This is a genomic window from Streptomyces daghestanicus (genome assembly GCF_020521275.1).
GTDB lineage: Bacteria > Actinomycetota > Actinomycetes > Streptomycetales > Streptomycetaceae > Streptomyces > Streptomyces griseoviridis.
Genome location: NZ_BNDX01000008.1, coordinates 634676 through 658728 on the forward strand (window position 1 = coordinate 634676; position 24053 = coordinate 658728).

27 protein-coding genes and 5 tRNA genes are annotated in these 24053 nt (G+C 72.3%); 8 read left to right on the top strand and 24 right to left on the bottom strand.

Annotation, left to right across the window (positions count from 1 at the left end):
• Positions 1–174: 174 nt before the first annotated feature.
• Both Sdagh_RS12205 and Sdagh_RS12210 read left to right on the top strand, forming a co-directional pair.
• Complete coding sequence (locus tag Sdagh_RS12205) at positions 175–1278, top strand: CAP domain-containing protein (protein WP_189419702.1); 1104 nt, start codon at positions 175–177, stop codon at positions 1276–1278.
• A gap of 68 nt (positions 1279–1346) precedes the next feature.
• On the top strand, positions 1347–1766 hold the full coding sequence (locus tag Sdagh_RS12210; protein ID WP_189419704.1) for a winged helix-turn-helix transcriptional regulator: 420 nt from the start codon (positions 1347–1349) through the stop codon (positions 1764–1766).
• Here Sdagh_RS12210 and mutM read toward each other — a convergent pair.
• The 9 genes from mutM to Sdagh_RS12255 all read right to left on the bottom strand — a co-directional run bounded on the left by mutM (position 1756) and on the right by Sdagh_RS12255 (position 10918).
• Complete coding sequence (gene mutM, locus Sdagh_RS12215) at positions 1756–2616, bottom strand: bifunctional DNA-formamidopyrimidine glycosylase/DNA-(apurinic or apyrimidinic site) lyase (RefSeq protein ID WP_189419706.1); 861 nt, start codon at positions 2614–2616, stop codon at positions 1756–1758. The two genes, Sdagh_RS12210 and mutM, sit on opposite strands and share 11 nt — an antisense overlap.
• An 88-nt stretch (positions 2617–2704) precedes the next feature.
• The gene (rnc, locus tag Sdagh_RS12220) at positions 2705–3511 is read right to left on the bottom strand and encodes a ribonuclease III (RefSeq protein WP_370594921.1); all 807 of its coding nucleotides are present in this window, start codon (positions 3509–3511) and stop codon (positions 2705–2707) included.
• Positions 3512–3518: 7 nt separating this feature from the next.
• The gene (gene rpmF / locus Sdagh_RS12225) at positions 3519–3692 is read right to left on the bottom strand and encodes a 50S ribosomal protein L32 (protein ID WP_003951102.1); all 174 of its coding nucleotides are present in this window, start codon (positions 3690–3692) and stop codon (positions 3519–3521) included.
• 2 nt (positions 3693–3694) lie between these two features.
• Complete coding sequence (locus Sdagh_RS12230) at positions 3695–4345, bottom strand: YceD family protein (protein ID WP_189419708.1); 651 nt, start codon at positions 4343–4345, stop codon at positions 3695–3697.
• 156 nt (positions 4346–4501) lie between these two features.
• The gene (locus tag Sdagh_RS12235; protein WP_190077417.1) at positions 4502–5611 is read right to left on the bottom strand and encodes a F0F1 ATP synthase subunit B family protein; all 1110 of its coding nucleotides are present in this window, start codon (positions 5609–5611) and stop codon (positions 4502–4504) included.
• Between the two features lie 110 nt (positions 5612–5721).
• Entirely contained in the window at positions 5722–6201 is a 480-nt protein-coding gene (gene coaD, locus Sdagh_RS12240) for a pantetheine-phosphate adenylyltransferase (protein WP_189419960.1), read from the bottom strand.
• A gap of 26 nt (positions 6202–6227) precedes the next feature.
• Positions 6228–6848, bottom strand: coding sequence for a 16S rRNA (guanine(966)-N(2))-methyltransferase RsmD (gene rsmD, locus Sdagh_RS12245; RefSeq protein WP_226535336.1), 621 nt, complete (start codon positions 6846–6848; stop codon positions 6228–6230).
• A 44-nt stretch (positions 6849–6892) separates the two neighbouring features.
• Positions 6893–9106 carry an ATP-dependent DNA helicase RecG gene (gene recG, locus Sdagh_RS12250; protein ID WP_190077418.1) on the bottom strand — a complete coding sequence of 738 codons (2214 nt, stop codon included), beginning with the start codon at positions 9104–9106 and terminating at the stop codon, positions 6893–6895.
• Between the two features lie 135 nt (positions 9107–9241).
• A complete protein-coding gene (locus Sdagh_RS12255) occupies positions 9242–10918 on the bottom strand; it encodes a DAK2 domain-containing protein (protein WP_226535072.1) in 1677 nt (558 codons plus the stop codon).
• 286 nt (positions 10919–11204) lie between these two features.
• On the opposite strand from Sdagh_RS12255, the gene rpmB reads away from it, so the two are divergent.
• Positions 11205–11390: a 50S ribosomal protein L28 gene (gene rpmB, locus Sdagh_RS12260; protein ID WP_004924906.1), complete on the top strand. Its 186-nt coding sequence runs from the start codon at positions 11205–11207 to the stop codon at positions 11388–11390.
• A gap of 85 nt (positions 11391–11475) precedes the next feature.
• Here rpmB and thiD read toward each other — a convergent pair whose 3' ends face one another.
• On the bottom strand, positions 11476–12273 hold the full coding sequence (gene thiD / locus Sdagh_RS12265; RefSeq protein WP_190077420.1) for a bifunctional hydroxymethylpyrimidine kinase/phosphomethylpyrimidine kinase: 798 nt from the start codon (positions 12271–12273) through the stop codon (positions 11476–11478).
• The gene (locus Sdagh_RS12270; RefSeq protein WP_190011723.1) at positions 12270–13238 is read right to left on the bottom strand and encodes a thiamine-phosphate kinase; all 969 of its coding nucleotides are present in this window, start codon (positions 13236–13238) and stop codon (positions 12270–12272) included. Before Sdagh_RS12270 ends, thiD begins: the two co-directional genes overlap by 4 nt.
• A gap of 179 nt (positions 13239–13417) precedes the next feature.
• Between Sdagh_RS12270 and Sdagh_RS12275 the strand changes: the two genes are divergently transcribed.
• Both Sdagh_RS12275 and Sdagh_RS12280 read left to right on the top strand, forming a co-directional pair.
• Positions 13418–13651 (top strand): Lrp/AsnC ligand binding domain-containing protein, encoded by a 234-nt coding sequence (locus Sdagh_RS12275; protein ID WP_189419721.1) that lies wholly within the window; start codon positions 13418–13420, stop codon positions 13649–13651.
• Positions 13652–13671: 20 nt separating this feature from the next.
• Positions 13672–14172 carry a DUF3515 domain-containing protein gene (locus Sdagh_RS12280; RefSeq protein ID WP_189419722.1) on the top strand — a complete coding sequence of 167 codons (501 nt, stop codon included), beginning with the start codon at positions 13672–13674 and terminating at the stop codon, positions 14170–14172.
• A 13-nt stretch (positions 14173–14185) separates the two neighbouring features.
• On the opposite strand, the gene Sdagh_RS12285 is transcribed toward Sdagh_RS12280, so the two are convergent.
• From Sdagh_RS12285 to Sdagh_RS12295, 3 genes are all read right to left on the bottom strand, one after another.
• Positions 14186–15343, bottom strand: coding sequence for a D-alanine--D-alanine ligase family protein (locus Sdagh_RS12285; RefSeq protein WP_190077421.1), 1158 nt, complete (start codon positions 15341–15343; stop codon positions 14186–14188).
• Positions 15344–15413: 70 nt separating this feature from the next.
• The gene (locus Sdagh_RS12290; protein ID WP_190077422.1) at positions 15414–16424 is read right to left on the bottom strand and encodes an NAD(P)H-dependent glycerol-3-phosphate dehydrogenase; all 1011 of its coding nucleotides are present in this window, start codon (positions 16422–16424) and stop codon (positions 15414–15416) included.
• A complete protein-coding gene (locus Sdagh_RS12295; RefSeq protein ID WP_190077423.1) occupies positions 16421–17200 on the bottom strand; it encodes a lysophospholipid acyltransferase family protein in 780 nt (259 codons plus the stop codon). The genes Sdagh_RS12290 and Sdagh_RS12295 overlap by 4 nt, the downstream gene beginning before the upstream one ends.
• A gap of 155 nt (positions 17201–17355) precedes the next feature.
• Between Sdagh_RS12295 and cofC the strand changes: the two genes are divergently transcribed.
• Positions 17356–17994 (top strand): 2-phospho-L-lactate guanylyltransferase, encoded by a 639-nt coding sequence (cofC, locus tag Sdagh_RS12300; protein ID WP_189419728.1) that lies wholly within the window; start codon positions 17356–17358, stop codon positions 17992–17994.
• Positions 17995–18003: 9 nt separating this feature from the next.
• Entirely contained in the window at positions 18004–18216 is a 213-nt protein-coding gene (locus Sdagh_RS12305) for a hypothetical protein (RefSeq protein WP_189419730.1), read from the top strand.
• Between the two features lie 82 nt (positions 18217–18298).
• Here Sdagh_RS12305 and Sdagh_RS12310 read toward each other — a convergent pair whose 3' ends face one another.
• The 4 genes from Sdagh_RS12310 to leuC form a co-directional block, all read right to left on the bottom strand.
• Positions 18299–18949, bottom strand: a complete 651-nt coding sequence (locus Sdagh_RS12310) for an HU family DNA-binding protein (RefSeq protein ID WP_190077424.1) — start codon at positions 18947–18949, stop codon at positions 18299–18301.
• A gap of 136 nt (positions 18950–19085) precedes the next feature.
• Positions 19086–19316, bottom strand: a complete 231-nt coding sequence (locus Sdagh_RS12315) for an SCO5555 family protein (protein ID WP_189419734.1) — start codon at positions 19314–19316, stop codon at positions 19086–19088.
• 277 nt (positions 19317–19593) lie between these two features.
• The gene (leuD, locus tag Sdagh_RS12320; RefSeq protein ID WP_190077425.1) at positions 19594–20187 is read right to left on the bottom strand and encodes a 3-isopropylmalate dehydratase small subunit; all 594 of its coding nucleotides are present in this window, start codon (positions 20185–20187) and stop codon (positions 19594–19596) included.
• Positions 20188–20193: 6 nt separating this feature from the next.
• Complete coding sequence (gene leuC, locus Sdagh_RS12325; RefSeq protein WP_190011661.1) at positions 20194–21624, bottom strand: 3-isopropylmalate dehydratase large subunit; 1431 nt, start codon at positions 21622–21624, stop codon at positions 20194–20196.
• A 195-nt stretch (positions 21625–21819) separates the two neighbouring features.
• Here leuC and ndgR point away from each other — a divergent pair, with 195 nt between their 5' ends.
• Complete coding sequence (gene ndgR / locus Sdagh_RS12330) at positions 21820–22536, top strand: IclR family transcriptional regulator NdgR (protein WP_189419740.1); 717 nt, start codon at positions 21820–21822, stop codon at positions 22534–22536.
• A 165-nt stretch (positions 22537–22701) separates the two neighbouring features.
• Here the strand turns inward: ndgR and Sdagh_RS12335 are convergent.
• From Sdagh_RS12335 to Sdagh_RS12360, 6 genes are all read right to left on the bottom strand, one after another.
• A tRNA-Glu gene (locus Sdagh_RS12335) sits at positions 22702–22774 on the bottom strand.
• 28 nt (positions 22775–22802) lie between these two features.
• Positions 22803–22874 (bottom strand) — tRNA-Gln (locus Sdagh_RS12340).
• Positions 22875–22894: 20 nt separating this feature from the next.
• Positions 22895–22967 (bottom strand) — tRNA-Glu (locus Sdagh_RS12345).
• Positions 22968–22996: 29 nt separating this feature from the next.
• Positions 22997–23069: transfer RNA gene (locus Sdagh_RS12350), tRNA-Glu, on the bottom strand.
• Positions 23070–23108: 39 nt separating this feature from the next.
• Positions 23109–23180, bottom strand: a tRNA-Gln gene (locus Sdagh_RS12355).
• Between the two features lie 93 nt (positions 23181–23273).
• Entirely contained in the window at positions 23274–24008 is a 735-nt protein-coding gene (locus Sdagh_RS12360; protein ID WP_189419742.1) for an HAD family hydrolase, read from the bottom strand.
• Positions 24009–24053 lie beyond the last annotated feature (45 nt).

Genomic DNA, 24053 nt, shown 5'->3' on the forward strand with positions numbered 1-24053 from the left:
CCCCCAGCGCCATGCGGTACCGTCCCGATCCAATGAATCTCATACGAAACTCACTCGATCGTGTGAGTTTCGTATTGATCAAGAGACGTTGACCGCCGAAGACGCCGATCGCATCAGGCGTCGGCCTCGAAGACGAGAAGACGAGTCGACCGCGAGGACGAGGAAGGCCAGTACATGGGACGCCACCGACGCTCCGCCGCCGGCCGCGTCCCCGGTGCCGCCCAGCCGGGTGGCACCGGGGCACAGGACCACGACCCGCTGGCCTCCCCGGGGGACACGCCCGTCAGAGGGACCGCGCCCTATCCGAACCCCGAGGCGTACGCCGACGTCCGGGCCCGGAGCGACGCCTACCTGTTCGGCGCCGGCCCGGAGGACGCGGCCGGCCCCGAGGGCTCCGCGCGGGCCGGGGGCGCGCCCCGGCCCGCGGGGTCCCGCAGGCGCCGGCGGAAGAAGGCGGCGTCCGTCCCGGTCCGTACGGGACTGCTCGGCGTCTCGGCCGCCGTGGCGCTCGGCGCGGTGGCGGTGGCCACCGGCGCGGTGCCCGGCCTGGACGGCCTGCGCGTCGGCCAGGGCCAGGGCGGCGGCGACACCGTGCGGGCGGCGGACTCGCCGGCCAACACCCCCAGCGGGCAGGGCGGCACCTCGGGCGCGGTCGGCGGCGAGGAGTCCGCCGGGTCCGGTACCGGCCGTTCGGCCTCGCCCTCCTCCCCCAGCGCCTCCGCGTCCGCCTCCGGGAAGCCCTCCGCGTCCGCCTCGCCCACGCCGTCGAGGACCCCCGCCGAGCGGAAGAAGACCTCGGCGCCCCCGAGCGAGAAGGCGGCGCCCGCTCCGTCGCGGACGGTGACCGAGGAGCCGGAGAAGACCGGGCAGCCGTCCGGCGGGACCGTCGCGGTGTCCGGGGAGGCCGCCGCCGAGGCGGAGGTGCTCCGGCTCGTCAACGCCGAGCGGGCCAAGGTCGGCTGCACCCCGCTCGCCGCCGACAGCGCGCTGACCGGCCTCGCCGAGGACTTCAGCGCGGCCATGGCCGCGCAGGGCTTCTTCGACCACACCGACCCCAGCGGCGCCACTCCGTGGGACCGCGCGGAGGCGGCCGGGATATCCGGTCTCGGCGGCGAGAACATAGCCCGCGGCCAGGCGGACGCCGCCGCGGTGATGGACGCCTGGATGAACAGCGAGGGCCACCGGGCGAACATACTGAACTGCGACTTCAAGACCCTGGGCGTCGGCGTCCACTTCGGCTCCGGCGGCCCTTGGTGGACGCAGGACTTCGGCTACTAGAACTAGCCCGCTTTCCCCGGGGCGGCGCCGCCTGACGGGTGGCGCGGCGCGGGCGTAACCTGGAGGGCATGTCGACCTCGCAGGAGTGCCCGCAGGGGCGGGACCTTCCGTACGACGTGTTCTCCCGGGGCTGCCCGTCGCGGGCGACGCTGGAGCATGTCACCGGGCGCTGGGGCGCGCTCACCCTCGGCGCCCTCTCCCACGGGTCCTTCCGCTTCAACGAGCTGCGCCGCCGGGTGGACGGCGTCAGCGAGAAGATGCTCGCCCAGACCCTGCACGCGCTGGAGCGCGACGGCCTGGTGCACCGCGAGGCCCAGCCGACCAACCCGCCCCGCGTCGACTACGAGCTGACCGCGCTGGGCCGGGAGACCGCCCGGCGGCTGGTCGCCCTCATCGAGTACCTCGAAGGCAGCATGGACGAGGTGCTGGCGGCCCGCGAGCGCTACGACGCCGCGCGGACCCCCGCCGGGCGGTCCGCTACGGCGTGACGCGCGGCGGGCGCTGGCACCGGGGGCAGTAGTAGCTGGACCGGTTCATCCACGGCCGGCGGCGCATCGGGGTGGCGCACCTCCGGCAGGGCAGTCCCTCGCGGCCGTACGCGTCCAGTGAGCGGTCGAAGTAGCCGGACTCCCCGTTGACGTTGACGTACAGGCTGTCGAAACTGGTGCCGCCCACGGCGAGGGCGGCGTTCATGACGTCCCTGATGTGCCCGAGGAGTTCGGCGGTGCGGGGCCGGGTGAGGGCAGCCGTCGGTCGGTCGTAGTGCAGGCGGGAGCGCCACAGGGCCTCGTCGGCGTAGATGTTGCCGACGCCGCTGATCAGGGACTGGTCGAGCAGGGCCCGTTTGACGGTGGTGCGCTTGCGGCGCAGCGCCCGGTGGAACGCCTCGTCGTCGAAGAGCGGGTCGAGGGGGTCGCGGGCGATGTGCGCGATGACGTCGGGCAGTCCGTCGGGCGAGGTGTCGTGCAGCGAGAGTCCGCCGAAGGTGCGCTGGTCGACGAAGCGCAGCTCGGTGCCGAGGGCGTCGGCGAAGCGGACCCGGACGCGCAGGTGCTTCTCGGCGGGCGCCTCGTGCGGCTGGACCAGCAGCTGGCCGCTCATGCCGAGGTGGGCCAGGACCGCCTGGCCGCTGTCGGCCAGCGGCAGCCACAGGTACTTGCCGCGCCGGCTGGGCACGCCGACGCGGTACCCCTGGAGCCGGCGGGCGAAGTCGTCGCCGCCGGCCGGGTGCCGGCGTACGGCGCGGGGGTGCAGGACCTCGGCGTCGGCGACGGTCCGGTGGGCGACCCACCGTTCCAGTCCGCGCCGGACGACCTCGACCTCGGGCAACTCGGGCATGCGCTCCCCCGTGACGGTGTGACGAACCGAGCGCCCGGCCCCGGGGACGGGGCGGGCGCTCGGGTCCTGCTGTGCCGGTCGAAGCGGATCAGGCGGAGGCCGACGACACGTCGGCGCTCTCCTCCTGCGCGGCGGCGGCCTCGGCCGCCTCCCGGGCGCGCTCGTCCGCCGCGGCCCGGATGGACCGCCACGCGGATTCCGCGGCCTGCTGCTCCGCTTCCTTCTTGCTGCGGCCGGTGCCGGTGCCGTACGAGACGCCTCCGACGCGGGCGGCAGCAGTGAAGGTCTTCTCATGGTCGGGGCCGGTCTCCGTGACCAGGTACTCGGGGACGCCGAGCCCTTCGGTCGCGGTCAGCTCCTGGAGACTGGTCTTCCAGTCCAGGCCGGCACCGAGGTTGGAGGACTTTTCGATCAGGGGGTCGAACAGGCGGTGCACCAGCTCCGCCGCCGCGTCCAGGCCCTGGTCGAGATAGACCGCGCCGATCACCGCTTCGAGGGTGTCGGCGAGGATGGATGCCTTGTCCCGGCCGCCCGTGCCCTCTTCACCGCGGCCCAGCCGGATGAAGGAGCCCAGTTCCAGGCCGCGACCGACCTCCGCCAGCGCACGCGAGTTGACCACCGCGGCCCGCAGCTTGGCCAGCTGGCCTTCGGGCAGGTCGGGGTGGATGCGGTACAGCGTGTCGGTGACGACGAGACCGAGCACGGAGTCCCCGAGGAACTCCAGCCGCTCGTTCGTCGGCAGACCGCCGTTCTCGTACGCGTAGGAACGGTGGGTCAGCGCACGCACCAGAAGGGCGGACTCGACCTTGTAGCCGAGCCGCCCTTCCAGAAGCGTGTGGGACGAGGCCTGGTGCTCCGCAGAGTTCTTCTTCGGCGTGGACACAGTGCCTCTCACCAGCCGCTCAGACCTCGAGGACCTGGCGCTTGTTGTAGGTGCCGCACGACGGGCACGCGATGTGCTGCTGCTTGGGCTCGTGGCAGCGCTCACACGCAACCAGGGTGGGGACCGCAGCCTTCCACTGCGACCGGCGGTGGCGCGTGTTGCTGCGCGACATCTTCCGCTTCGGAACAGCCACGGCTACTTCTCCTGCTTCTCGTCGACGCCCGCTTCCGCTTCGGCGCCGCTGATCTCGTCCTTCTCGCCGTCTCCGAGTGAACCGGCGAGTCCCTGCAAAGCCGCCCAACGGATGTCGACGGCGTCATGGTGGTGGTCCGGGTCGTCCGCCAGGCGCACGCCGCACTCGGCGCACAGTCCCGGGCAGTCTTCCTGGCACACCGGCTGCATCGGCAGTGCGAGCACCACCGCATCACGCAGCACGGGTTCGAGGTCGAACAGGCCGTCCTCGAGGAAGAACCTCTCCTCGTCGTCCTCGGCGTCGTCGCCCGGTTCCGCGATCACGCGGCCCCGGTCGTCGGCGTCAGGGTACGAGAAGAGTTCCTGGAAGTCCGCTTCGAGCTCGAGCTCGACCGGCTCCAGACACCTTACGCACTCCCCCTTGGCGGCGGCACGGGCGGTGCCCGTGACGAGCACCCCTTCCATGACCGACTCCAGGCGGAGGTCCAGCTCCACCGGGGCGCCTTCCGGCACTCCGATGACTCCCGCGATACCGAGGTCCTGGGGAGCGTCGACCGTGCGGGACAGGCGCTGCAGCGCACCGGGCCGCCGTCCCAGCTCGTGCGTGTCGAACACGAGGGGGTTGCGGTGGTCGAGGCGGGCGTTCAGAGCCATTCCAACTTTCGATCTTCGAGCGGGGTACTGAGTGTTACCGAGGGGGCACCGCCCCTGGTGGTGCGGGCAGCGCTGATCGCGTGGCTACACACGACCGAAGAACCAGGGTACTGGACCTTCCGCCCACGGCCCAATCCGGCCCGGGGCCGGGCGGGACTACAGCCCCCGGCCCTGTTCGTAGGCCCTGAGCTGCTCGGCGCTGATCATGCTGGTGTCGAACAGGCTGGTCTCGTCCAGCGCCTGCGACTGCTGCGACTGCTGCGACTGCTCGGGGGCGTAGCCCTGCTGCGCGTCGTACGCGGGCTGCTGGGCGTCGTAGGACGCCTGCTGGGGGACGTAGCCCTGGTAGCCGTAGGGGTCGGCCTGGTAGCCGTAGGCGTCCTGCTGCCCGGCGTACGGGTCGGGCTGCTGCGGGTAGCCGCCGTACGGGTCGGGCTGCTGGGCGTAGCCGTACGCGGTCTGGTCGTCGGGGACCGCCTGGGCCGCGGCCGGCTGCTGCTGGTCGGCGTAGTCCTGCCGGCGGGCCTGCTCGGCGGCGGCGTCGCTGTCGGCGAGGGCGGCCAGGTCGGCGAGGTAGTCGGCGTCGCTGGAGTGCCGGCGGGTGGTGGTGTCGTCGGCGAGGGCGCCGAGGTCGTCGGTGGCGATCCGGCCGTGCAGCTTCTGCCGGCCGCGGCCGACCGCCTCCAGGGTCTTGGCCAGGACGGCCTCGAAGGCGCCGAGCTTGACGTCGACGTAGGCGTCGGCGTCGCGGCGCAGGGTCTCCGGGTCGTGGCTGCGCTCGGGGGCGTCCTCGTCCTCGTAGCCGTTCTCGTCGGTGCCCGGGCCGGTGCCGAGGAGCTTCTCGCGGCCCCGGCCGACCGAGCCGAGCGTCTTGGTGAGGACCACCTCGAAGTTGGCGAGCTTGGAGTCGACGTAGTCGTCGGCCTCGGCGCGGATCTCCTCGGCCTCGCGGCGGGCCTCGGCGAGGATGCGGTCGGCCTCGGCCTGGGAGCGGCGGACGACCTCCATGTCGGAGATGAGGGAGCCGCGCTCGGCGTGCGCGCTCTCGATGATCCGCGTCGCCTCCTGGCGGGCCTGCTCGACCATCTGCTCGCGGTCGCCGATCAGCTCCTGGGCCTGCGCGAGGGAGCCGGGCAGCGCGGCGCGCACCTCTTCCAGCAGGGCGAGCAGTTCGGCGCGGTTGACCACGCACGAGGCCGACATGGGCATGGATCGGGCGCCGGAGACCGTGGAGACGATCTCGTCGAGCTTCTTCTGCACGTCCACCGTGTGCTCGCCACTCTCTACAGCTGGTGTTGGAGACGGACGGGACGACTGTACGGCTCCGGGGCGCCCGCCGGAATCCGGGTGCGGTGGTACCGGCCCCGGGGGCGGGGTCAGTTCCGGCGGAGCCGGTCCGCGAGGGCGTCGTGGACCAGCGGGGGCACCAGGTGGGAGACGTCGCCGCCCCAGGTGGCGACCTCCTTGACCAGCGAGGACGACAGGAAGCTGTAGGTGGGGTTGGTGGGCATGAAGAGGGTCTCCACGCCGGAGAGGCCGTTGTTCATCTGGGCCATCTGGAGTTCGTAGTCGAAGTCGCTGACCGCGCGCAGGCCCTTGACGATGGCCGGGATCTCGCGCTCCTTGCAGAAGTCGACGAGGAGGCCGTGGAAGGACTCGACGCGGACGTTGCCGTACTCGGCGGTGACCCGGCCGATGAGGTCGATGCGCTCCTCGATCGCGAACAGGCCCTTCTTGGACTGGTTGATCATCACGGCGACATAGACCTCGTCGTACAGCCTGGAGGCCCGGGCGATGATGTCCAGATGTCCGTTGGTGATCGGGTCGAACGACCCGGGACAGACGGCGCGGCGCACTTGCGATCCCTCGCTCTCGAGTCCGGTCATCGTGCGTCTTCGCACGTGGAGGCGGCGCGACCGTACCAAAACGTTCCCTCGCCGTAGCGACGGGACCGGAGCGCGTCGAAACCCTCCGGCCACCGGAACTCCCCGCCTCTGGTGCTGCGCTCCACGGTGACGAGGGCTTCGTCCGCGAGCCACCCCTGCGTACGGAGTGTGAGCAGGATCTCCCGAAGATCGTCGTCGGAGACGGCGTACGGGGGATCGAGGAAGACCAGGTCGTACGGGTCGTCCGGCGGGGCCTGGACGATCTGCCTGGCCTTGCCGGCGCGGACCTCGGCGCCGGGGAGACCGACGGTCCTGGCGTTGTCCCGGACGGTACGGGCGGCGCGGGCGTCGGCCTCCACGAGGAGGACGTGGCCCGCGCCCCGGGAGAGGGCCTCCAGGCCGACGGCGCCGGAGCCGGCGTACAGGTCGAGGACCCGTTCGCCGTCGAGCGGGCCGCCCAGCAGGGACTGCCAAGTGGAGAAGAGGCCCTCGCGGGCGCGGTCGGAGGTGGGGCGGGTGCTGTTGCCCGGCGGCACTGCGAGGCGGCGTCCGCCGGCTTCGCCGGCGATCACGCGGGTCATGTGTGGTCCTTGGTGGTTGGCGGCTGACGGTTTCAGTGTGGCTGGTCGCGCGGTGCGCCGCGCCTCCGGGGAAACCGCCGTCACCCCTTTTCCAGGTACTGCTCCCGCTCCTCGTCCAAGAGGGCGTCCAGGGCCGTGCGCAGGCCGGGGAGGGTCGTCAGTTCCGGGTCGGCCGCCACCAGCGCCGCCGCCTCCTGTCTCGCCTCCGCGATGATCTCCTCGTCCTCGATGACGGCCAGGACCCGCAGGGAGGTGCGGGCGCCGGACTGGGCCTGGCCGAGGACGTCGCCCTCGCGGCGCTGTTCGAGGTCGATGCGGGACAGCTCGAAGCCGTCCAGGGTGGAGGCGACGGCGTCGAGCCGCCGGCGGGCCGCGCTCGCCTCCGGCATCTCGCTGACCAGCAGGCAGAGTCCGGGCGCGGAGCCGCGGCCGACCCGGCCGCGCAGCTGGTGGAGCTGGGAGACGCCGAAGCGGTCCGCGTCCATGATCACCATGGCGGTGGCGTTGGGCACGTTGACCCCGACCTCGATGACGGTGGTGGCGACCAGGACGTCGGTGTCGCCCGCGGCGTAGCGGCGCATGACGGCGTCCTTGTCGTCGGGGTGCATACGGCCGTGCAGCACCTCGACCGTGAGCCCGCTGAGCGGGCCCTTGGCGAGCTGGTCGGCGAGGTCGAGGACGGCGAGCGGCGGGCGTCTGTCCCCGTCGTCCCGGGGTGCGCCCTTGCCCTTCCTGGGGGCGTCCTCCTCGTCACCGATGCGGGGGCAGACGACGTAGGCCTGGTGGCCGTTCTCCACCTCCTCGCGGACCCGTTCCCAGGCGCGGGCGAGGAAGTGGGGTTTGTCGGCGGCCGGGACGACATGGCTGGCGATGGGTGAGCGGCCCGCGGGGAGCTGGTCCAGGACGGAGGTCTCCAGGTCGCCGAAGACGGTCATGGCGACCGTGCGCGGAATGGGCGTGGCGGTCATGACGAGGAGGTGGGGCGGCTGCTTGCCCTTGCCGCGCAGGGCGTCGCGCTGCTCGACGCCGAACCGGTGCTGCTCGTCGACGACGACCAGGCCCAGGTCGTGGAACTGGACCTTGTCCTCGATGAGCGCGTGGGTGCCGATGACGATGCCGGCCTCGCCGGTGGCCAGGTCGAGCATGGCCCGGCGGCGGGCGGCGGTGCCCATCGAGCCGGTCAGCAGCACGACCTTGGTGGCGTGCTCGGTGCCGCCCAGCATGCCGCCTTCGGCCAGCTCGCCCATCATCTCCACGACCGACCGGTGGTGCTGCTGGGCCAGCACCTCGGTGGGCGCGAGCATCGCCGCCTGTCCCCCGGCGTCCACGACGGCGAGCATGGCCCGCAGGGCCACCAGTGTCTTTCCCGAACCGACCTCGCCCTGGAGGAGCCGGTGCATCGGGTGGTCGGTGGCGAGGTCGTCGAAGATCTCGCGGGAGACCTTCCGCTGGCCCTCGGTGAGGGTGAAGGGCAGGCGGTCGTCGAAGGCGGTCAGCAGGCCGTCGGGCCGGGGCCTGCGGGGGACGGCGGCGAGCTGGGTCTCGGCGTGGCGGCGGCGGGCGAGGGCGACCTGGAGGACGAACGCCTCGTCCCACTTCAGGCGGGCGCGCGCGGCGGCGACGTCGGCCTGGGTGTGCGGGCGGTGGATCTTGAGCAGGGCCTCGGGGAGGGAGACCAGGCCGCGTCCCTCGCGCAGTGACCCGGGGAGCGGGTCGACGGCCTCCTGGGCGGCGGGCAGCACCGTCTGGATCGCCTTGGCGAGCTTCCAGGACTCCAGTTTGGCGGTGGCGGGGTAGAGCGGGATGAGGGCGCCGGCCCAGCTCTCCACCGTCTCCTCGCTGTCGCCGCGCAGCAGTTCGTAGGCGGGGTGGGCCAGTTGCAGTTTCCGGTTGAAGACGGAGACCTTGCCGGAGAACATCGCGCGGGTGCCCGGCAGGAGTTCCTTGTGGGGCTTGTGGACGCCGTTCCCGAAGAAGACCAGTTGCAGCCGGCCGCTGCCGTCGGTGATCGTCACCTCCAGCCGCTGGCCCTTGCCGCGCGGGGCCTTCGACGAGGCGAAGGTGTGCAGGCGGGCGTCGGCGACCTGGGCGACCACCGTGACGTGCTCGTCCATGGGGAGGTCGGCGAGGTGGGTGAGCTGGCCGCGCTCCTCGTATCTGCGCGGATAGTGGTGGAGGAGGTCGCCGACGGTGTGCAGGCCGAGGTGCTCGGCCATCACCTTCGCGGTGGCGGGGCCGAGCACCGACTTCAGGGACTGATGCAGCGGTTCTTGCGATGCGGGCACGAGATCCATTGCACACCACGCCACTGACAATGGCCGCGCGCGGCCCGGGGAAGGCCGGGAGAAAGCTCCGGGGACGGCCGGGAGAAAGTTCGGGACGGCCGGGAGAAGGGCCCGGGACGGCCGGGAGAAGGCCCGGTGAGCGCCCTACTCCACGCCGATGAGCAGCAGCGAGCCCTGCCGCCCGCCCCGGTAGACCACCGTGTCCACGGCGAGGTATGCCTCCCTGACCCGCGTCCGCAGGCGGTCGGCGATGTCCTCGGGGGCGTCGTCGCCCAGGACCAGGGTGACCAGTTCGCCGCCGGCCGCGAGCATCCGGTCCAGGACGGCCCGGGCGGTGGCCGCCACGTCGGAGCCGATCACCGCCACGTCCCCGTCGACCAGTCCGAGGACGTCGCCGGCCTGGCAGATGCCGGCCGTGGTCCACGACTGGCGTTCGGCGACGGTGACCTCGGCGTAGCGGGTGGCGCCGGCCGCGGAGGTCATGGCCACCACGTCCTCGTCGAAGCGCCGGCCGGGCTCGTGCACGGCGAGCGCGGCGATGCCCTGCACCGCGGAGCGGGTGGGGATGAGGGCGACCCGGACCCCGGCCTGCCGGGCCTGGTCGGCGGCCGCGGCGGCGGTCTGGCGCAGTTCGGCGTCGTTGGGCAGCAGTACGACCTCGCGCGCGTGGGCGCGACGGACCGCCTCGGCCAGTTCGGCGCTGGCGGGCGGCTCCCCGGGGCGGGCCAGCACGGTGGTGGCCCCGGCCTCCGCGCAGAGCCCGGCCAGCCCCTCTCCGGGCACGACGGCCACCACGGCCCGCTGGACCCTTTCGCGGGGCGGGCGCCCGGCGCCGCCGGTGTGCGCGTCGCCCTGCCCGAAGTGGGTGATGCGGATGCGGTACGGCCGGCCCGCCTCGACGCCCGCCTCGACGGCGGCCCCGGCGTCGTCCACGTGCACGTGGACGTTCCACAGCCCGTCGCCGCCGACCACCACCAGGGAGTCGCCGAGGGCGTCCAGCCGCCGCCGCAGCCGGGCCACGGCCGGTTCCCCGGCCTCCAGGAGGTAGATCACCTCGAAGGCGGGGCCGCCCTCGCCGGGCGGGCACTCGCCGGCGTCCGCGCTCTCCGCCGCTTCCTCCGGTACGCGCGCGTGCTCCACTTCGGCCTCGGCCGGGAGCGCCGGGGCCGTCTCCCCGGTGAGCGTCTCCACGAGGGCCCCGAGCACCGTGACCAGGCCGTGTCCGCCGGCGTCGACCACACCGGCCCGCTCCAGGGCGGGCAGTTGCCCCGGGGTCGCGGCGAGCGCCGTGCGGGCGCCCTCGTAGGCGGCCCGGGCCACGGCGTCGCAGCCGCCCTCGACGCGGCCGGCCGCGTCGGCGGCGGCCGAGGCCACGGTGAGGACGGTGCCCTCGACGGGGTGGGCGACGGCCTGCCGGGCGGAGTCGGCCGCGTGCCGCAGGGCGCGCCGCAGCCCCGGTCCCCCGGTGTCCCGCTCGCCCCGCTCCTCCGCCGCCAGCACCTGGGCCATGCCGCGCAGCAGCTGCGCCAGGATCGTCCCCGAGTTGCCGCGCGCGCCGATCAGCGCGCCGTGCGCCATCGCCCGTATCGCCTCGGCGAGCGAGGGGGCGGTGCCGGTGCGGCCGGCCTCGTGCCCCGAGAAGACGGCCTCCACGGCCGCCGCCGCCGATTCCAGCGTCAGGTACAGATTGGTGCCGGTGTCCCCGTCCGCGACCGGATAGACGTTGATCGCGTCGATCTCCTCGCGCGCCCGTCCCAGCGCGCTCAGCGCCCGACCGCACCAGACGCGCACCGCCGGGGCGTCGAAGAACCTCTGCGGCACCTGCGCCTCCCTGAGCTGCTGGACGTGGCACGCAGCGTAGACCCCGGGCGTGGCGCCCACCGGAAGAGGGCCGGGACGGAGCCGGGGACAGGGCCCCTGAGCTGCCATGGTAGTTTCGTTGTACGGACGCAGTCGTTGTATGCTGCTCCGGTTGCCCGATCCTGATCGGGCCATTCCCCCCTGGCAACGCCACTCAGATCGCGGCCGCTTCCCCGGAAGCCCCGAGTTCTCGACCCCGGCATGCCGGGGTCAACCGTAAGTGCATCTGAAGTCTTTGGAGTGACCCGTGGCTGCCAACTGCGACGTCTGCGGCAAGGGGCCGGGCTTCGGCAACAACATCTCGCACTCGCACCGCCGTACGCCCCGTCGCTGGAACCCGAACATCCAGCGTGTGCGTACCGTGGTCGGCGGGACGCCGAAGCGCGTGAACGCTTGCACCTCGTGCATCAAGGCCGGCAAGGTCTCGCGCTGACGCTCAGCACCAGCGCGCGGCCACTGTCGGTTCGCTGCGAAAAGCCGGTCCACCTCACGGTGGGCCGGCTTTTCGCCGTACGCCCTCAGGTCCGGCGCCGCAGCGCCCACCCGTGATCCACCGGCCCGATCCCCCCGCCGAGCGGGAACCCGGCCGCGATCGCCCCGGTGACGTACTCCTTGGCCGCCGTCACCGCCGCCGGCACGGACAGGCCGTGCGCCAGGTGCGCGGCGATCGCCGAGGCGAGGGTGCAGCCGGTGCCGTGGGTGTGCCGGTTGTCGTGGCGCGGGGCGCGCAGCCAGTGCTCCTCCGAGCCGTCGGTGAGCAGATCGACCGCTTCCCCCGGCAGGTGCCCGCCCTTGATCAGCGCCCAGCGCGGCCCGAACTCCAGCAGCGCCCCGGCGGCCCGGCGCAGATCGCCCTCCGCCGTGACCCGTACGCCGGTGATCTGCGCCACCTCGTCCAGGTTCGGGGTGGCGACGGTGGCGACCGGCAGCAGCCTGGTCCGTACGGAGTCCAGGGCGGAGGCGGCCAGCAGCGCGTCCCCGTGCTTGGAGACGCCGACCGGGTCGACCACCGCGGGGGCGTCCGTGCCGGAGATCAGCTCGGCGACGGTCTCGACCAGTTCCGCCGAGGCCAGCATGCCGGTCTTGACCGCCTGGACGCCGATGTCGTCGACGACGCTGCGGTACTGCGCCCGGACCGCCTCGGCGGGCAGTTCCCAGGCGCCCTGCACCCCGAGGGAGTTCTGCGCGGTCACCGCGGTGAGCACGCTCATCCCGTGGGTGCCGAGCGCGAGCATCGTCTTCAGGTCGGCCTGCACGCCGGCGCCGCCGCCGGAGTCGGAGCCGGCGACCGTGAGGACCCTGGGCGGCGCGCTCATCCCTCGATCTCCCCGCCGAAGTGGTCCCAGCCGCCGCTGCTGGTCCAGGGCGCCCCGTCGACGGTGACCTGGGGCAGCGCCGAGGGGTGCAGGACCTCGCCGATGACCTTCCAGCGGGCGGGCAGCTTCACGTCCGGCGGGAAGGTCGCCACGATCGCGTGGTCCTCTCCCCCGGTCAGCACCCACTGGAGCGGGTCGACGCCGACGGCCTGGCCGATGTCGTTCATCTGGGACGGGATGTCGATCTGCGCGGAGCGGATGTCGATGCGGACCTTGCTGGCCTCCGCGATGTGCCCGAGGTCCGCGATCAGCCCGTCGCTGACGTCGCACATCGCGCTCGCCCCGAGCCCGGCGGCGGCCGGCCCCGCGTGGTACGGCGGCTCCGGCCGCCGGTGGGCCTCCACGAAGGCGCGCGGCGAGCGGAACCCCCGGGAGAGCACGGCGAACCCGGCCGCGGACCAGCCGAGCCAGCCGATCACCGCGACCAGGTCGCCGGGGCGGGCGCCGGCCCGGGTCACCGGTTCCTGGCCGCGCAGGTCGCCGAGGGCGGTGATGGACACGGTGATGGTGTCGCCGCCCACCACGTCACCGCCGACCACGGCGGCACCGGCGACCTGGCACTCGTCGCGCAGCCCGTCCATCAGCTCGGTCGGCCAGGTCACGGGGCATTCGGCGGGGACGACCAGGCCGAGCAGCAGCGCGGTCGGCACGGCCCCCATGGCGGCGATGTCGGCGAGGTTCTGGGCGGCGGCCTTGCGGCCGACGTCGTAGGCGGTGGACCAGTCACGGCGGAAGTGCCGGCCCTCCACGAGTATGTCGGTGGTGGCCACCACCCGCCGGTCGGGCGCGGCGACCACCGCGGCGTCGTCGCCGGGGCCGATCCGGACCGCCGGGGTGGTGGTGAGACGGGAGGTGAGCTCCCTGATGAGCCCGAACTCCCCGAGCTCACCAACAGTGCCCTTCATGCCCTACTCCCCTTCCGTCCCGGTCCGTGCCCGGTCGCGCGTCGTCTGTGTGTACCAGGGTGCCCGGGGTGCTCCGGCACGCGGGGCCGTGCCACGCGGGTCTCCCCGTGGCGCCGGACGACGCGATACCGTGGCGTTCCTTTTCCCCACATGATCCTCGTGGCCGCCCTGGAGGTTCCGTGGTACAGGCGTACATCCTGATCCAGACGGAGGTCGGCAAGGCGTCGTCCGTCGCCGGCACGATCAGCAGACTGCCGGGGGTGATCCAGGCCGAGGACGTGACCGGGCCGTACGACGTGATCGTGCGGGCGCAGGCCGACACCGTCGACGAGCTGGGCCGCATGGTGGTCGCCGAGGTCCAGAAAGTGGACGGCATCACCCGCACCCTGACCTGCCCGGTCGTCCATCTGTAGTCCCCGTCTACCCTGTGCCGGTGAACTCCTCGCGTCACCGGCTCCTCGGTCTGCCCCTGCTCGTCCTGCTGACCGCCGTCGCGGGCTGCTCCGCGACGGACGACGGGCCCTCGGCGGCGGTTCCCAGCCCGGACGCGAAGGTGGTCGCGCTCTGCGAGGACCTGGACGAGGCCGTGCCGCCGAAGGTGGACGGCCTGAGCCGCAAGGACCCCGAGCCCGCCTCGAAGCTGACGGCGGGCTGGGGAAACCCGCTGATCATACTGCGCTGCGGTGTCGAACGGCCGCCGAAGATGGCCGACCCCGAGGTGGCCGAGGGCCGGGACGCGGACGCGGTGGCCGGCGGGGTGAACGGCGTGGACTGGCTGATGGAGAAGGAGGACGACGGGGCGTACCGGTTCACCACCGCCAACCGGGAGGCGTACGTCGAGGTCACCGTGCCCGCGGGCCGGGACAGCTCCAGCGTGCTGATCGACCTGGCCGCGGCCGTGAAAAAGGCGATCCCCGAAGGGATCGCCCTCTGACCCGCCCCCGCGGTCAGCGCAGTCCCGTCGGCCGGTTCAGCGCGGCCTGCACCAGGCGGTCCACCAGTTCGGGGTAGGAGACCCCGCTGGCCTGCCACATCTGCGGGTACATCGAGATCGGCGTGAAGCCGGGCAGGGTGTTGATCTCGTTGATGACGAACTCGCCGTCCTCGGTGAGGAAGAAGTCCGCGCGGACCAGTCCCTCGCAGGACGCCGCCTCGAACGCCTCGACCGCGAGCCGCCGCACCTCGGCCGTCTCCTCGTCGGTGAGCGGCGCGGGCACCAGACCGGGCGTGGAGTCGATGTACTTCGCCTCGAAGTCGTAGTAGGCGTGCGCGCTCGGCGGGGGGATCTCGGCGGGTACGGAGGCCCGCGGGCCGTCCTCGAACTCCAGCACCCCGCACTCGATCTCGCGGCCCGTGAGCGCGGCCTCGACCAGGATCTTCGGGTCGTGCCGGCGGGCCTCGGCGATCGCCTCGTCGAGCCCGGAGAGGCCGTCGACCTTGGTGATGCCGATCGAGGAACCCGCGCGGGCGGGCTTCACGAACAGCGGCCAGCCGTGCTCGCCGGCGAAGTCGACGATTCTCTGCCGGGCGGCGGGGGCGTCCCGCTCCCACTCGCGGGGCCGGATCACCATGTACGGGCCGACCTTGAGCCCGAAGGAGGTGAACACCCGCTTCATGTAGTCCTTGTCCTGGCCGACCGCCGAGGCGAGCACACCCGAGCCGACATAGGGCACACCGGACAGCTCCAGCAGGCCCTGGAGGGTGCCGTCCTCGCCGTAGGGGCCGTGCAGGACGGGGAAGACGACATCGACCTCGCCGAGGACCTTGGGCACCGAGCCCGGTTCGCTGTAGACGACCTCACGGTTGGCGGGGTCGACGGAGAGCACCACGGCGCCCTCCACCGAGTCGGCGAGCTGCTCCACGCTGGGGGTGCGGCGGCCGGTGATCGCCATGCGTTCGGGCTCGTCCGCGGTGAGCGCCCAGCGGCCGTCGGTGGTGATGCCGATCGGCAGGACGTCGTACTTCGTCCGGTCGATGGCGGCGAGGACGGCGCCGGCGGTCACCACGGAGATCCCGTGTTCGGAGCTGCGCCCGCCGAACACGACGGCCACCCGCGGCTTGCGCGGCGGCTGCTCGGGGCTCTGGGGGAGGTTCTCGGTGCTCATATCGCGTTGAGAGTACCCGCCCTCCTGGCGGCGTCACAGCGTCCGCCCCGGGCAAACGAGCGAGGGTGGCTCAGCGTCGTTCGGGCTTCGCGCTGCGCGACATCAGCTCCTTGACGGCGACCACCGGGGGCTTGCCCTCGTGCACGATCTCGAAGACCGTCTCGGTGATCGGCATGTCGACCTCGTGCCGGCGGGCCAGATCCAGCACCGACTCGCAGGACTTGACGCCCTCGGCGGTCTGCTGGGTGGCCGCGATGGTCTCCTCCAGGGTCATGCCCCTGCCGAGGTTGGTGCCGAAGGTGTGGTTCCGGGACAGCGGCGAGGAGCAGGTCGCCACCAGGTCGCCGAGGCCCGCGAGTCCGGAGAAGGTCAGCGGGTCGGCGCCGAGCGCGACGCCGAGCCGGGTCGTCTCGGCGAGGCCGCGGGTGATGAGGGAGCCCTTGGCGTTGTCGCCGAGGCCCATGCCGTCCGCGATGCCGACGGCCAGCCCGATCACGTTCTTCACCGCGCCGCCGAGTTCGCAGCCGATGACGTCGGTGTTGGTGTACGGGCGGAAGTACGGGGTGTGGCAGGCGGCCTGGAGCCGCCGGGCGACGGCCTCGTCGGTGCAGGCGACGACGGCTGCGGCGGGCATCCGCGCGGCGATCTCCCGGGCCAGGTTGGGTCCGGTGACCACGGCGACGCGGTCGGCGCCCACCTCGGTGACGTCCTCGATGACCTCGCTCATCCGCATCGCGGAGCCGAGTTCGACGCCCTTCATCAGGGAGACCAGCACGGTGTCGGGCGCGAGCAGCGGGCGCCACGCGGCGAGGTTGGCGCGGGCCGTCTGGGAGGGGATCGCGAGGACGGTGAAGTCGGCGCCGACCGCGGCCTCGGCCGGGTCGGCGGTGGCCCGGACGTTCTCGGGGAGTTCGACGCCCGGCAGGTAGTCCGGGTTGGCGCGGGTGGAGTTGACCGCGTCGGCCAGCTCGGGGCGCCGGGCCCACAGGGTGACGTCGCAGCCGGCGTCGGCGAGGATGACGCCGAACGCGGTGCCCCAGGACCCGGTGCCGAAGACGGCCGCCTTGACGGGCTTGATCACGTGCCTTGTCCTTCTGCCTGTTTGCCGAGCGTCCGGCGCGTCTGCGCCTGGGTGCGGAGCCGCTGCTCGATCCGCTCGCGGCGCGGGTCGTAGGGAGTGTCGGGTGCCTTCTCGCCGCGGATCTCCTCCAGCTGGCGGGTGACGGCGGCCATGATCACCTCGGTGGCCTCCTTCAGCACCTCCGCGGTCATCTCCTTGCCGTAGAACCGGGAGAGGTCGACGGGCGGGCCGGCCTGCACGCGGTGGGTCTTGCGGGGCAGGAGGCGCGGCTTCCTGGCGTACGGCGGCAGGAGTTCGTTGCAGCCCCACTGGGCGACCGGGATCACCGGGCACCGGGTCTGCAGGGCGACGCGGGCGGCGCCGGTCTTGGCGGTCATGGGCCAGCCGTCGGGGTCGCGGGTGAGGGTGCCCTCGGGGTAGAAGGCCACGCACTCTCCGCGCTCCACGGCGTCGATGGCGGCCCGGAAGGCGCTGAGCGCGTCCGTGCTCTCCCGGTAGACGGGGATCTGCCCGGTGCCGCGCATGGCGGCCCCGACGAATCCCTGCCTGAAAAGGCCGCTCTTGGCGAGGAAACGAGGAACGCGTCCGGTGTTGTACTGGTAGTGCGCGTATCCGAGGGGATCGATGTACGAATTGTGGTTCACGGCGGTGATGAATCCACCCTCGGCCGGAATGTTCTCCATTCCCCGCCAGTCTCGCTTGAGCAGTATCACCAGCGGCGGTTTGCAGATCACCGCGGCCAAGCGGTACCAGAAGCCGATTCTGCGGCGGGGCACGCGGACACCTTCCTCTAGGGCCTGGGCGGGGCCAGGGGAGCCGCACAAGTGTCGCCCCGGGCCGCCGGTCTGTCGAGGACACGGTACGCCCCGCCCATCCGGCGCCCGGAGCCCCCGGGTGACAATGAGCGCGACAAGAGAGGGACGGTTCGCCTGTGCAGTGGAGCTTGGTCGTGCCCGTGAAGACCTTGGCCCGAGCGAAGAGCAGGCTGTCGGACACGGCGGACGACGCGGTACGTCCGGACCTGGCGCTGGCGTTCGCCCTGGACACCGTGGCGGCGGCGCTGGCCGGTCCGGCGGTGGCCGATGTGGCAGTCGTCACGGACGACCCCCGGGCGGGTCGGGAGCTGGCCGCGCTCGGCGCCCGGGTCGTCGCGGACGAGCCGGGCGGCGGCCTCAACGCGGCCCTGGCGCACGCGGTGGCGGCCGTACGGGCCGTACGTCCGCACGCTCCGGTGGCGGCGCTGAACGCCGATCTCCCGGCACTGCGGCCGACGGAATTGACCCGGGTCCTGGAAAACGCCGCGGAATTCCCGCGCGCTTTCCTCCCGGACGCGGCGGCGACCGGGACGACCCTGCTGGCCGCCGCCCCCGGCCGGGAACTGCGCCCTTTCTTCGGCCCGGGTTCCCGCCGCGCGCACCGCACGTCGGGCGCGGTGGAATTGCGTCTCGCGGCGGTGGATTCCGTACGGCAGGACGTCGACACCGGGGCGGATCTGCGGGCGGCGCTGGCGCTGGGGGTGGGTCCGCGCACGGCCGCCGCCGTCGCGCGGCTGCTGATCGCGGAGCAGTAGGCTGCCCGTATGCAGGCGACCGCTTACACGTACGACCCCGACAGCCGCAGCGGACAGGTACTGCTGGACGACGGCACCCCGGTGCCCTTCGACGCGGCGGCGTTCGACGCGGGCGGCCTTCGGCTGCTGCGTCCCGGGCAGCGGGTGCGGATCGAGACCGAGGGGGCCGCCGGGGCAAGCGAGGGCCTGCGGATCACGCTGGTGACGCTGCAGACGCTGTAGCCGGCGTCCCGGGACGGACCGCGGGCCGGACTCCCGAGGGAGTCCGGCCCGGCGTGTGAGTGCCCCCGGGGGCCGGCGCCTGTTACTTCTTGCGGGCGGTGGCCTTCTTGGCGGTGGTCTTGCGCGCGGTGGACTTCTTGGCCGGGGCCTTCTTGGCGGTGGCCTTCTTCGCGGGCGCCTTCTGGGCGGTGGCCTTCTTCGCCGTGGTGGCGGTCGCCTTCTTCGCGGGGGCCTTCTTGGCGGCGGTCTTCGCGGGGGTGGCCTTCTTGGTCGCCGCGGCCGTCGTCTTCTTCGCCGCGCCCGTGGTCTTCTTGGCGGGGGTGGCCTTCTTGGTCGCCGCGGCCGTGGTCTTCTTCGCCGCGGCCTTCTTGCCGGCGGCCTTGGCGATGGTGGGCGGCGGGCCCGAGAGGCTGCCCTTGGGGGCCTTCTTGACCGCGATGTCGTTCTTCGGCAGCTTCTTGGACCCGCTGACCAGGTCCTTGAAGCCCTGACCGGCACGGAAGCGCGGCACGGAGGTCTTCTTGACCCGAACCCGCTCGCCCGTCTGGGGGTTACGGGCATAGCGAGCCGGACGGTCGACCTTCTCGAAGGAACCGAATCCGGTGACCGAGACCCGGTCGCCCGCGACGACCGCGCGGACGATGGCGTCCAGGACCGCGTCGACGGCGTCGGCGGCCTGCTGCCGCCCGCCCATCTTGTCGGCAATCGCTTCTACGAGCTGCGCCTTGTTCACGTCTTCCCCTTCGGAGACCTCGCCAGAACGAGAATGTTCAAGCTTTTTCGCACGTTAGGCAGATATATACCGCAAATCAAACACGAAACGGGCTAATCACCCTTGTGCCGCAACGGACTCGGCTGTCCCGGCCTGTTCAGCGCCGCCCGTCCGGATACCGACCTTCGTCGAGATCCTCGGTGAACCGCTCCAGACGCCTTGCCGCACCGGCGAGATCGTGTTTGGCCGCGGCCGTAATGACCAGCAGCTTCCGGGTCAGCGCCATCCGTACGCCCTCCGGGACTTGCAGTGCGCGCACCCTTGTGTGCGCTTCCTTGAGCCGGGACGCGACCGCCGTATAGAGCTGGAGTTGGCCGTCGTGTTCCATGCACAGATTGTGCCATCTGGGGCGAGTTGTCGCCTGCGCAGGGGGCAACTGTGGTCTCCCACGCCCCTTCCGGCACCTTTCCCGACCGTGCGTCCACGACCCACCTACCCCGTCAACCACCTGCGTAACGTGGGAAGTTACGGCGTCGCCGCGCCCCGTCCGGGCCCGGACACAGCCGTACCCCCGATCGGTCCGATCGGGGGTACGGGGGGTGTGCGGGGGTGGCCGAAAGTCGACCTCGTGCCGGGCCCGTGGGGCTATGAGGCCCGGGGCGGGGTCAGACCTGGACGGTGCTCGGCTTGAAGGACGGACGCTTCGCCTCGTACGCGGCGATGTCCTCCTCGTTCTGGAGCGTGAGGGAGATGTCGTCCAGCCCGTTCAGCAGCCGCCAGCGGGAGTTCTCGTCCAGCTCGAAGGAGGCGGTGATGCCCTCGGCCCGCACCTCGCGGGCCTGGAGGTCGACCGTGATCTCGGCCTGCGGGTCCCGCTCCGTCAGCTCCCACAGCGCGTCCACGATCTTCTGGTCGATGACCACCGTGAGCAGGCCGTTCTTCAGCGAGTTGCCGCGGAAGATGTCGGCGAAGCGGGAGGAGATCACCGTCTTGAAGCCGTAGTTCTGGAGCGCCCAGACGGCGTGCTCGCGGGAGGAGCCGGTACCGAAGTCGGGGCCGGCCACCAGGACGGTGGCGCCCTTGCGCTCGGGCTGGTTGAGGATGAACGTCCCGTCCTTGCGCCAGGCCTCGAACAGCCCGTCCTCGAACCCGTCCCTGGTCACCTTCTTGAGCCAGTGGGCGGGGATGATCTGGTCGGTGTCGACGTTGCTGCGGCGCAGCGGGACGGCCCGGCCGGTGTGGATGGTGAATGCTTCCATGGCTGATCAGACTCCAGCGGGCGTGAGGGCGTCGGCGGCGGCGAGGTCGGCCGGGGAGGACAGGTGCCCCGTGACGGCCGTCGCGGCGGCGACCTGCGGGGACACCAGGTGGGTACGCCCGCCCTTGCCCTGCCGGCCCTCGAAGTTGCGGTTGGAGGTGGAGGCGGAGCGCTCACCGGGGGCGAGCTGGTCGGGGTTCATGCCCAGGCACATCGAGCAGCCCGCGTGCCGCCATTCGGCCCCGGCCTCCTTGAAGACGACGTCCAGGCCCTCGGAGACGGCCTGGAGACCGACCCGCGCGGAGCCGGGGACGACCAGCATCCGTACGCCGTCGGCGACTTTGCGGCCCTTGACGATCTCGGCGGCGGCGCGCAGGTCCTCGATGCGGCCGTTGGTGCAGGACCCCACGAAGACGGTGTCCACCTTGATGGAACGCAGCGGCTGACCGGCCTCCAACCCCATGTACTCCAGGGCCTTTTCGGCGGCGAGGCGCTCCGAGGCGTCTTCGTAGGAGGCCGGGTCGGGGACGGCGGCGGAGAGCGGCGCGCCCTGACCCGGGTTGGTGCCCCAGGTGACGAACGGCGACAGCTCGGCGGCCTCGATGACGACCTCGGCGTCGAACTCGGCGTCCGGGTCCGTCCTCAGCGTCTTCCAGTACTCCACCGCCGCGTCCCAGTCCGCGCCCTCGGGGGCGTGCGGGCGGCCCTTGAGGTAGGCGAACGTGGTCTCGTCGGGGGCGATCATGCCCGCGCGGGCGCCGGCCTCGATCGACATGTTGCAGATGGTCATGCGGGCCTCCATCGAGAGCTTCTCGATGGCCTCGCCGCGGTACTCCAGGATGTAGCCCTGGCCGCCCCCGGTGCCGATCTTCGCGATGACCGCCAGGATGAGGTCCTTGGCGGTGACGCCGTCGGGCAGCTCGCCCCTGACGGTGATCGCCATCGTCTTGGGGCGGGCCATCGGCAGCGTCTGGGTGGCCAGCACGTGCTCGACCTGGGAGGTGCCGATGCCGAACGCCAGCGCGCCGAACGCGCCGTGCGTCGAGGTGTGCGAGTCACCGCAGACCACGGTGGTGCCGGGCTGCGTCAGGCCGAGCTGCGGGCCCACGACGTGCACGACGCCCTGCTCGACGTCGCCCAGCGAGTGCAGCCGGACGCCGAACTCGGCGGCGTTCTTGCGCAGCGTCTCCAGCTGGACCCGGGAGACCGGGTCGGCGATGGGCTTGTCGATGTCGAGGGTCGGGGTGTTGTGGTCCTCGGTGGCGATGGTCAGGTCGAGCCGGCGCACCGTGCGCCCGCTCTTGCGGAGGCCGTCGAAGGCCTGTGGGCTGGTCACCTCGTGCAGCAGGTGCAGATCGATGAAGAGGAGGTCGGGCTCGCCCTCGGCGCGCCGGACGACATGGTCGTCCCAGACCTTCTCCGCGAGTGTCCTACCCATCGCTTTCCCTCCGGCCGGCGACGGCTCGCCGGCCCAACTAGAGATCTTGAGGAGGCGGCGCCCGACGCCCCGGTTCCGGGCAGCCGCCACCAGGCCCTTACGTCACGGGCCGTTGTGACTTGGTGTCTTCCAGAGTGGCGCGTTCCACGGAAAATTGAACTTGCGTTTCACAGAGTGAGACGCGAGTATCGTTGCATGGACAACAGTAGCGGCGTCGGCGTTCTGGACAAGGCGGCCCTCGTCCTGAGCGCTCTGGAGTCCGGTCCGGCCACCCTCGCTGGGTTGGTCGCTGCCACCGGACTGGCACGACCCACGGCCCACCGGCTGGCCGTGGCGCTGGAGCACCACCGCATGGTGGCGCGGGACATGCAGGGTCGTTTCATCCTCGGCCCGCGCCTGGCCGAGCTGGCCGCGGCGGCCGGCGAGGACCGGCTGCTGGCGACGGCGGGCCCGGTGCTCACCCACCTCCGTGACGTGACGGGCGAGAGCGCCCAGCTCTACCGCCGCCAGGGCGACATGCGCATCTGCGTCGCCGCGGCGGAGCGGCTGTCCGGCCTGCGGGACACGGTCCCGGTCGGCTCCACGCTCACGATGAAGGCGGGGTCCTCCGCGCAGATCCTGATGGCCTGGGAGGAGCCGGAGCGCCTGCACCGCGGCCTCCAGGGCGCCCGTTTCACGGCGACGGCCCTGTCGGGCGTACGACGCCGGGGCTGGGCCCAGTCCATCGGGGAGCGCGAGCCGGGTGTCGCCTCGGTCTCGGCGCCGGTGCGCGGCCCGTCCAACCGCGTGGTGGCCGCCGTCTCCGTCTCCGGCCCCATCGAGCGCCTCAGCCGCCACCCGGGCCGGATGCACGCCCAGGCCGTCATCGACGCCGCCGGCCGCCTCTCGGAGGCCCTGCGCCGCTCCAGCTGACGACGCCGCGAAGGTCGGCCCCAGCGCCGCGGCCGACCTGAGTGCGACGCCCCGGAAAGGGGCGCGGGGAACTGCGCGATCGACCACGACGGACCCGCACCCGCGCTACAGCGAAATGGCTCCCCGCCGCAGCGTTTCCGCTGCGGCGGGGAGCCATTCGTTCTGTACCCCCGACCGGATTCGAACCGGCGCTACCGCCTTGAGAGGGCGGCGTGCTAGGCCGCTACACAACGGGGGCGTGGAGCCTGCGTTTCCGCAGGTCCGAGCTGGTCTACCTGGACTCGAACCAAGACTAACTGAACCAGAATCAGTCGTGCTGCCAATTACACCATAGACCAATGTGGTTTAGACCAGACAGTACCCCCGACCGGATTCGAACCGGCGCTACCGCCTTGAGAGGGCGGCGTGCTAGGCCGCTACACAACGGGGGCCCTAGCGATCACCATGAAGTGGATCACCGTACCCCCGACCGGATTCGAACCGGCGCTACTGCCTTGAGAGGGCAGCGTGCTAGGCCGCTACACAACGGGGGCTTTGCGGATGGTCTCCGCGACGCAGATGAGCTCTGCGAGCTGGCCTACCTGGACTCGAACCAAGACTAACTGAACCAGAATCAGTCGTGCTGCCAATTACACCATAGGCCACTGGAACGCAAGCCCCGTGCCGGGGATCTTGTTCTAGTTCTACGCTTCCGGCTCCGGCCTTTCGGCCCGTTCCCCGGCGGCGCAGGAAGAACATTACCCGAAGGTGGACGGGGCTCCAAAACGAGTATCGGCGCCGAGGACCGAGGGGAGTTCCGCGAGGGACGCGATGCGGCGCGGGCCGGCCGGCGGGTCGACGGTCGCGTACGCGCCGCCCCGGTCGATCCAGACCGACAGCAGTCCGGCCTCGGCGGCACCCCGGCCGTCGATCTCCGGGTGGTCACCCACGTAGGCGACCTGGTGCGGGGCGAGGGCGAGGGCGTCGCAGGCCGCCAGGAAGGCGTCGGCGGCGGGCTTGGAGACGCCCAGCTCGGCGGCGCAGAGGACGGCCTCGAAGCGGTCGTGGACGCCGAGGACGCGCAGCTTGCGGTCCTGGACGGTGAGGCTGGAGTTGGAGAGGACGGCGTGCCGGTGGGTGGCCGCCAGGGTGTCCAGCACGGGCAGGACGTCGGGGAAGAGCGACCAGGCGGCCTCGTAGTGGACGAGGTACCGGTCGAACCAGTCGTCGGCCTCGGCGTCGGTCAGCTCCGGGCGGTCCAGGAAGACGCGGGTGCGGTCGCGCCGCTGGGTGAGGAAGTCCACCTCGCCGGCCGCGAACCGGGCCCACTGGGCGTCGGTGATCGTCCGCCAGTGGGCGAGGGCCTCCTCGGCGCTCCCGTGCCGGTCGAGCAGCCGCTCGGCCACGAGATGGGCGCGCAGGCCCTCGCGGTCCGCGGTGGTGTAGTCGAAGAGGGTGTCGTCGACGTCCCAGACCACGGCTTCGATCGTCATGTCCTCGACGGTACCCGGGGGTACGGCGAAGGGGCAGCACACCGG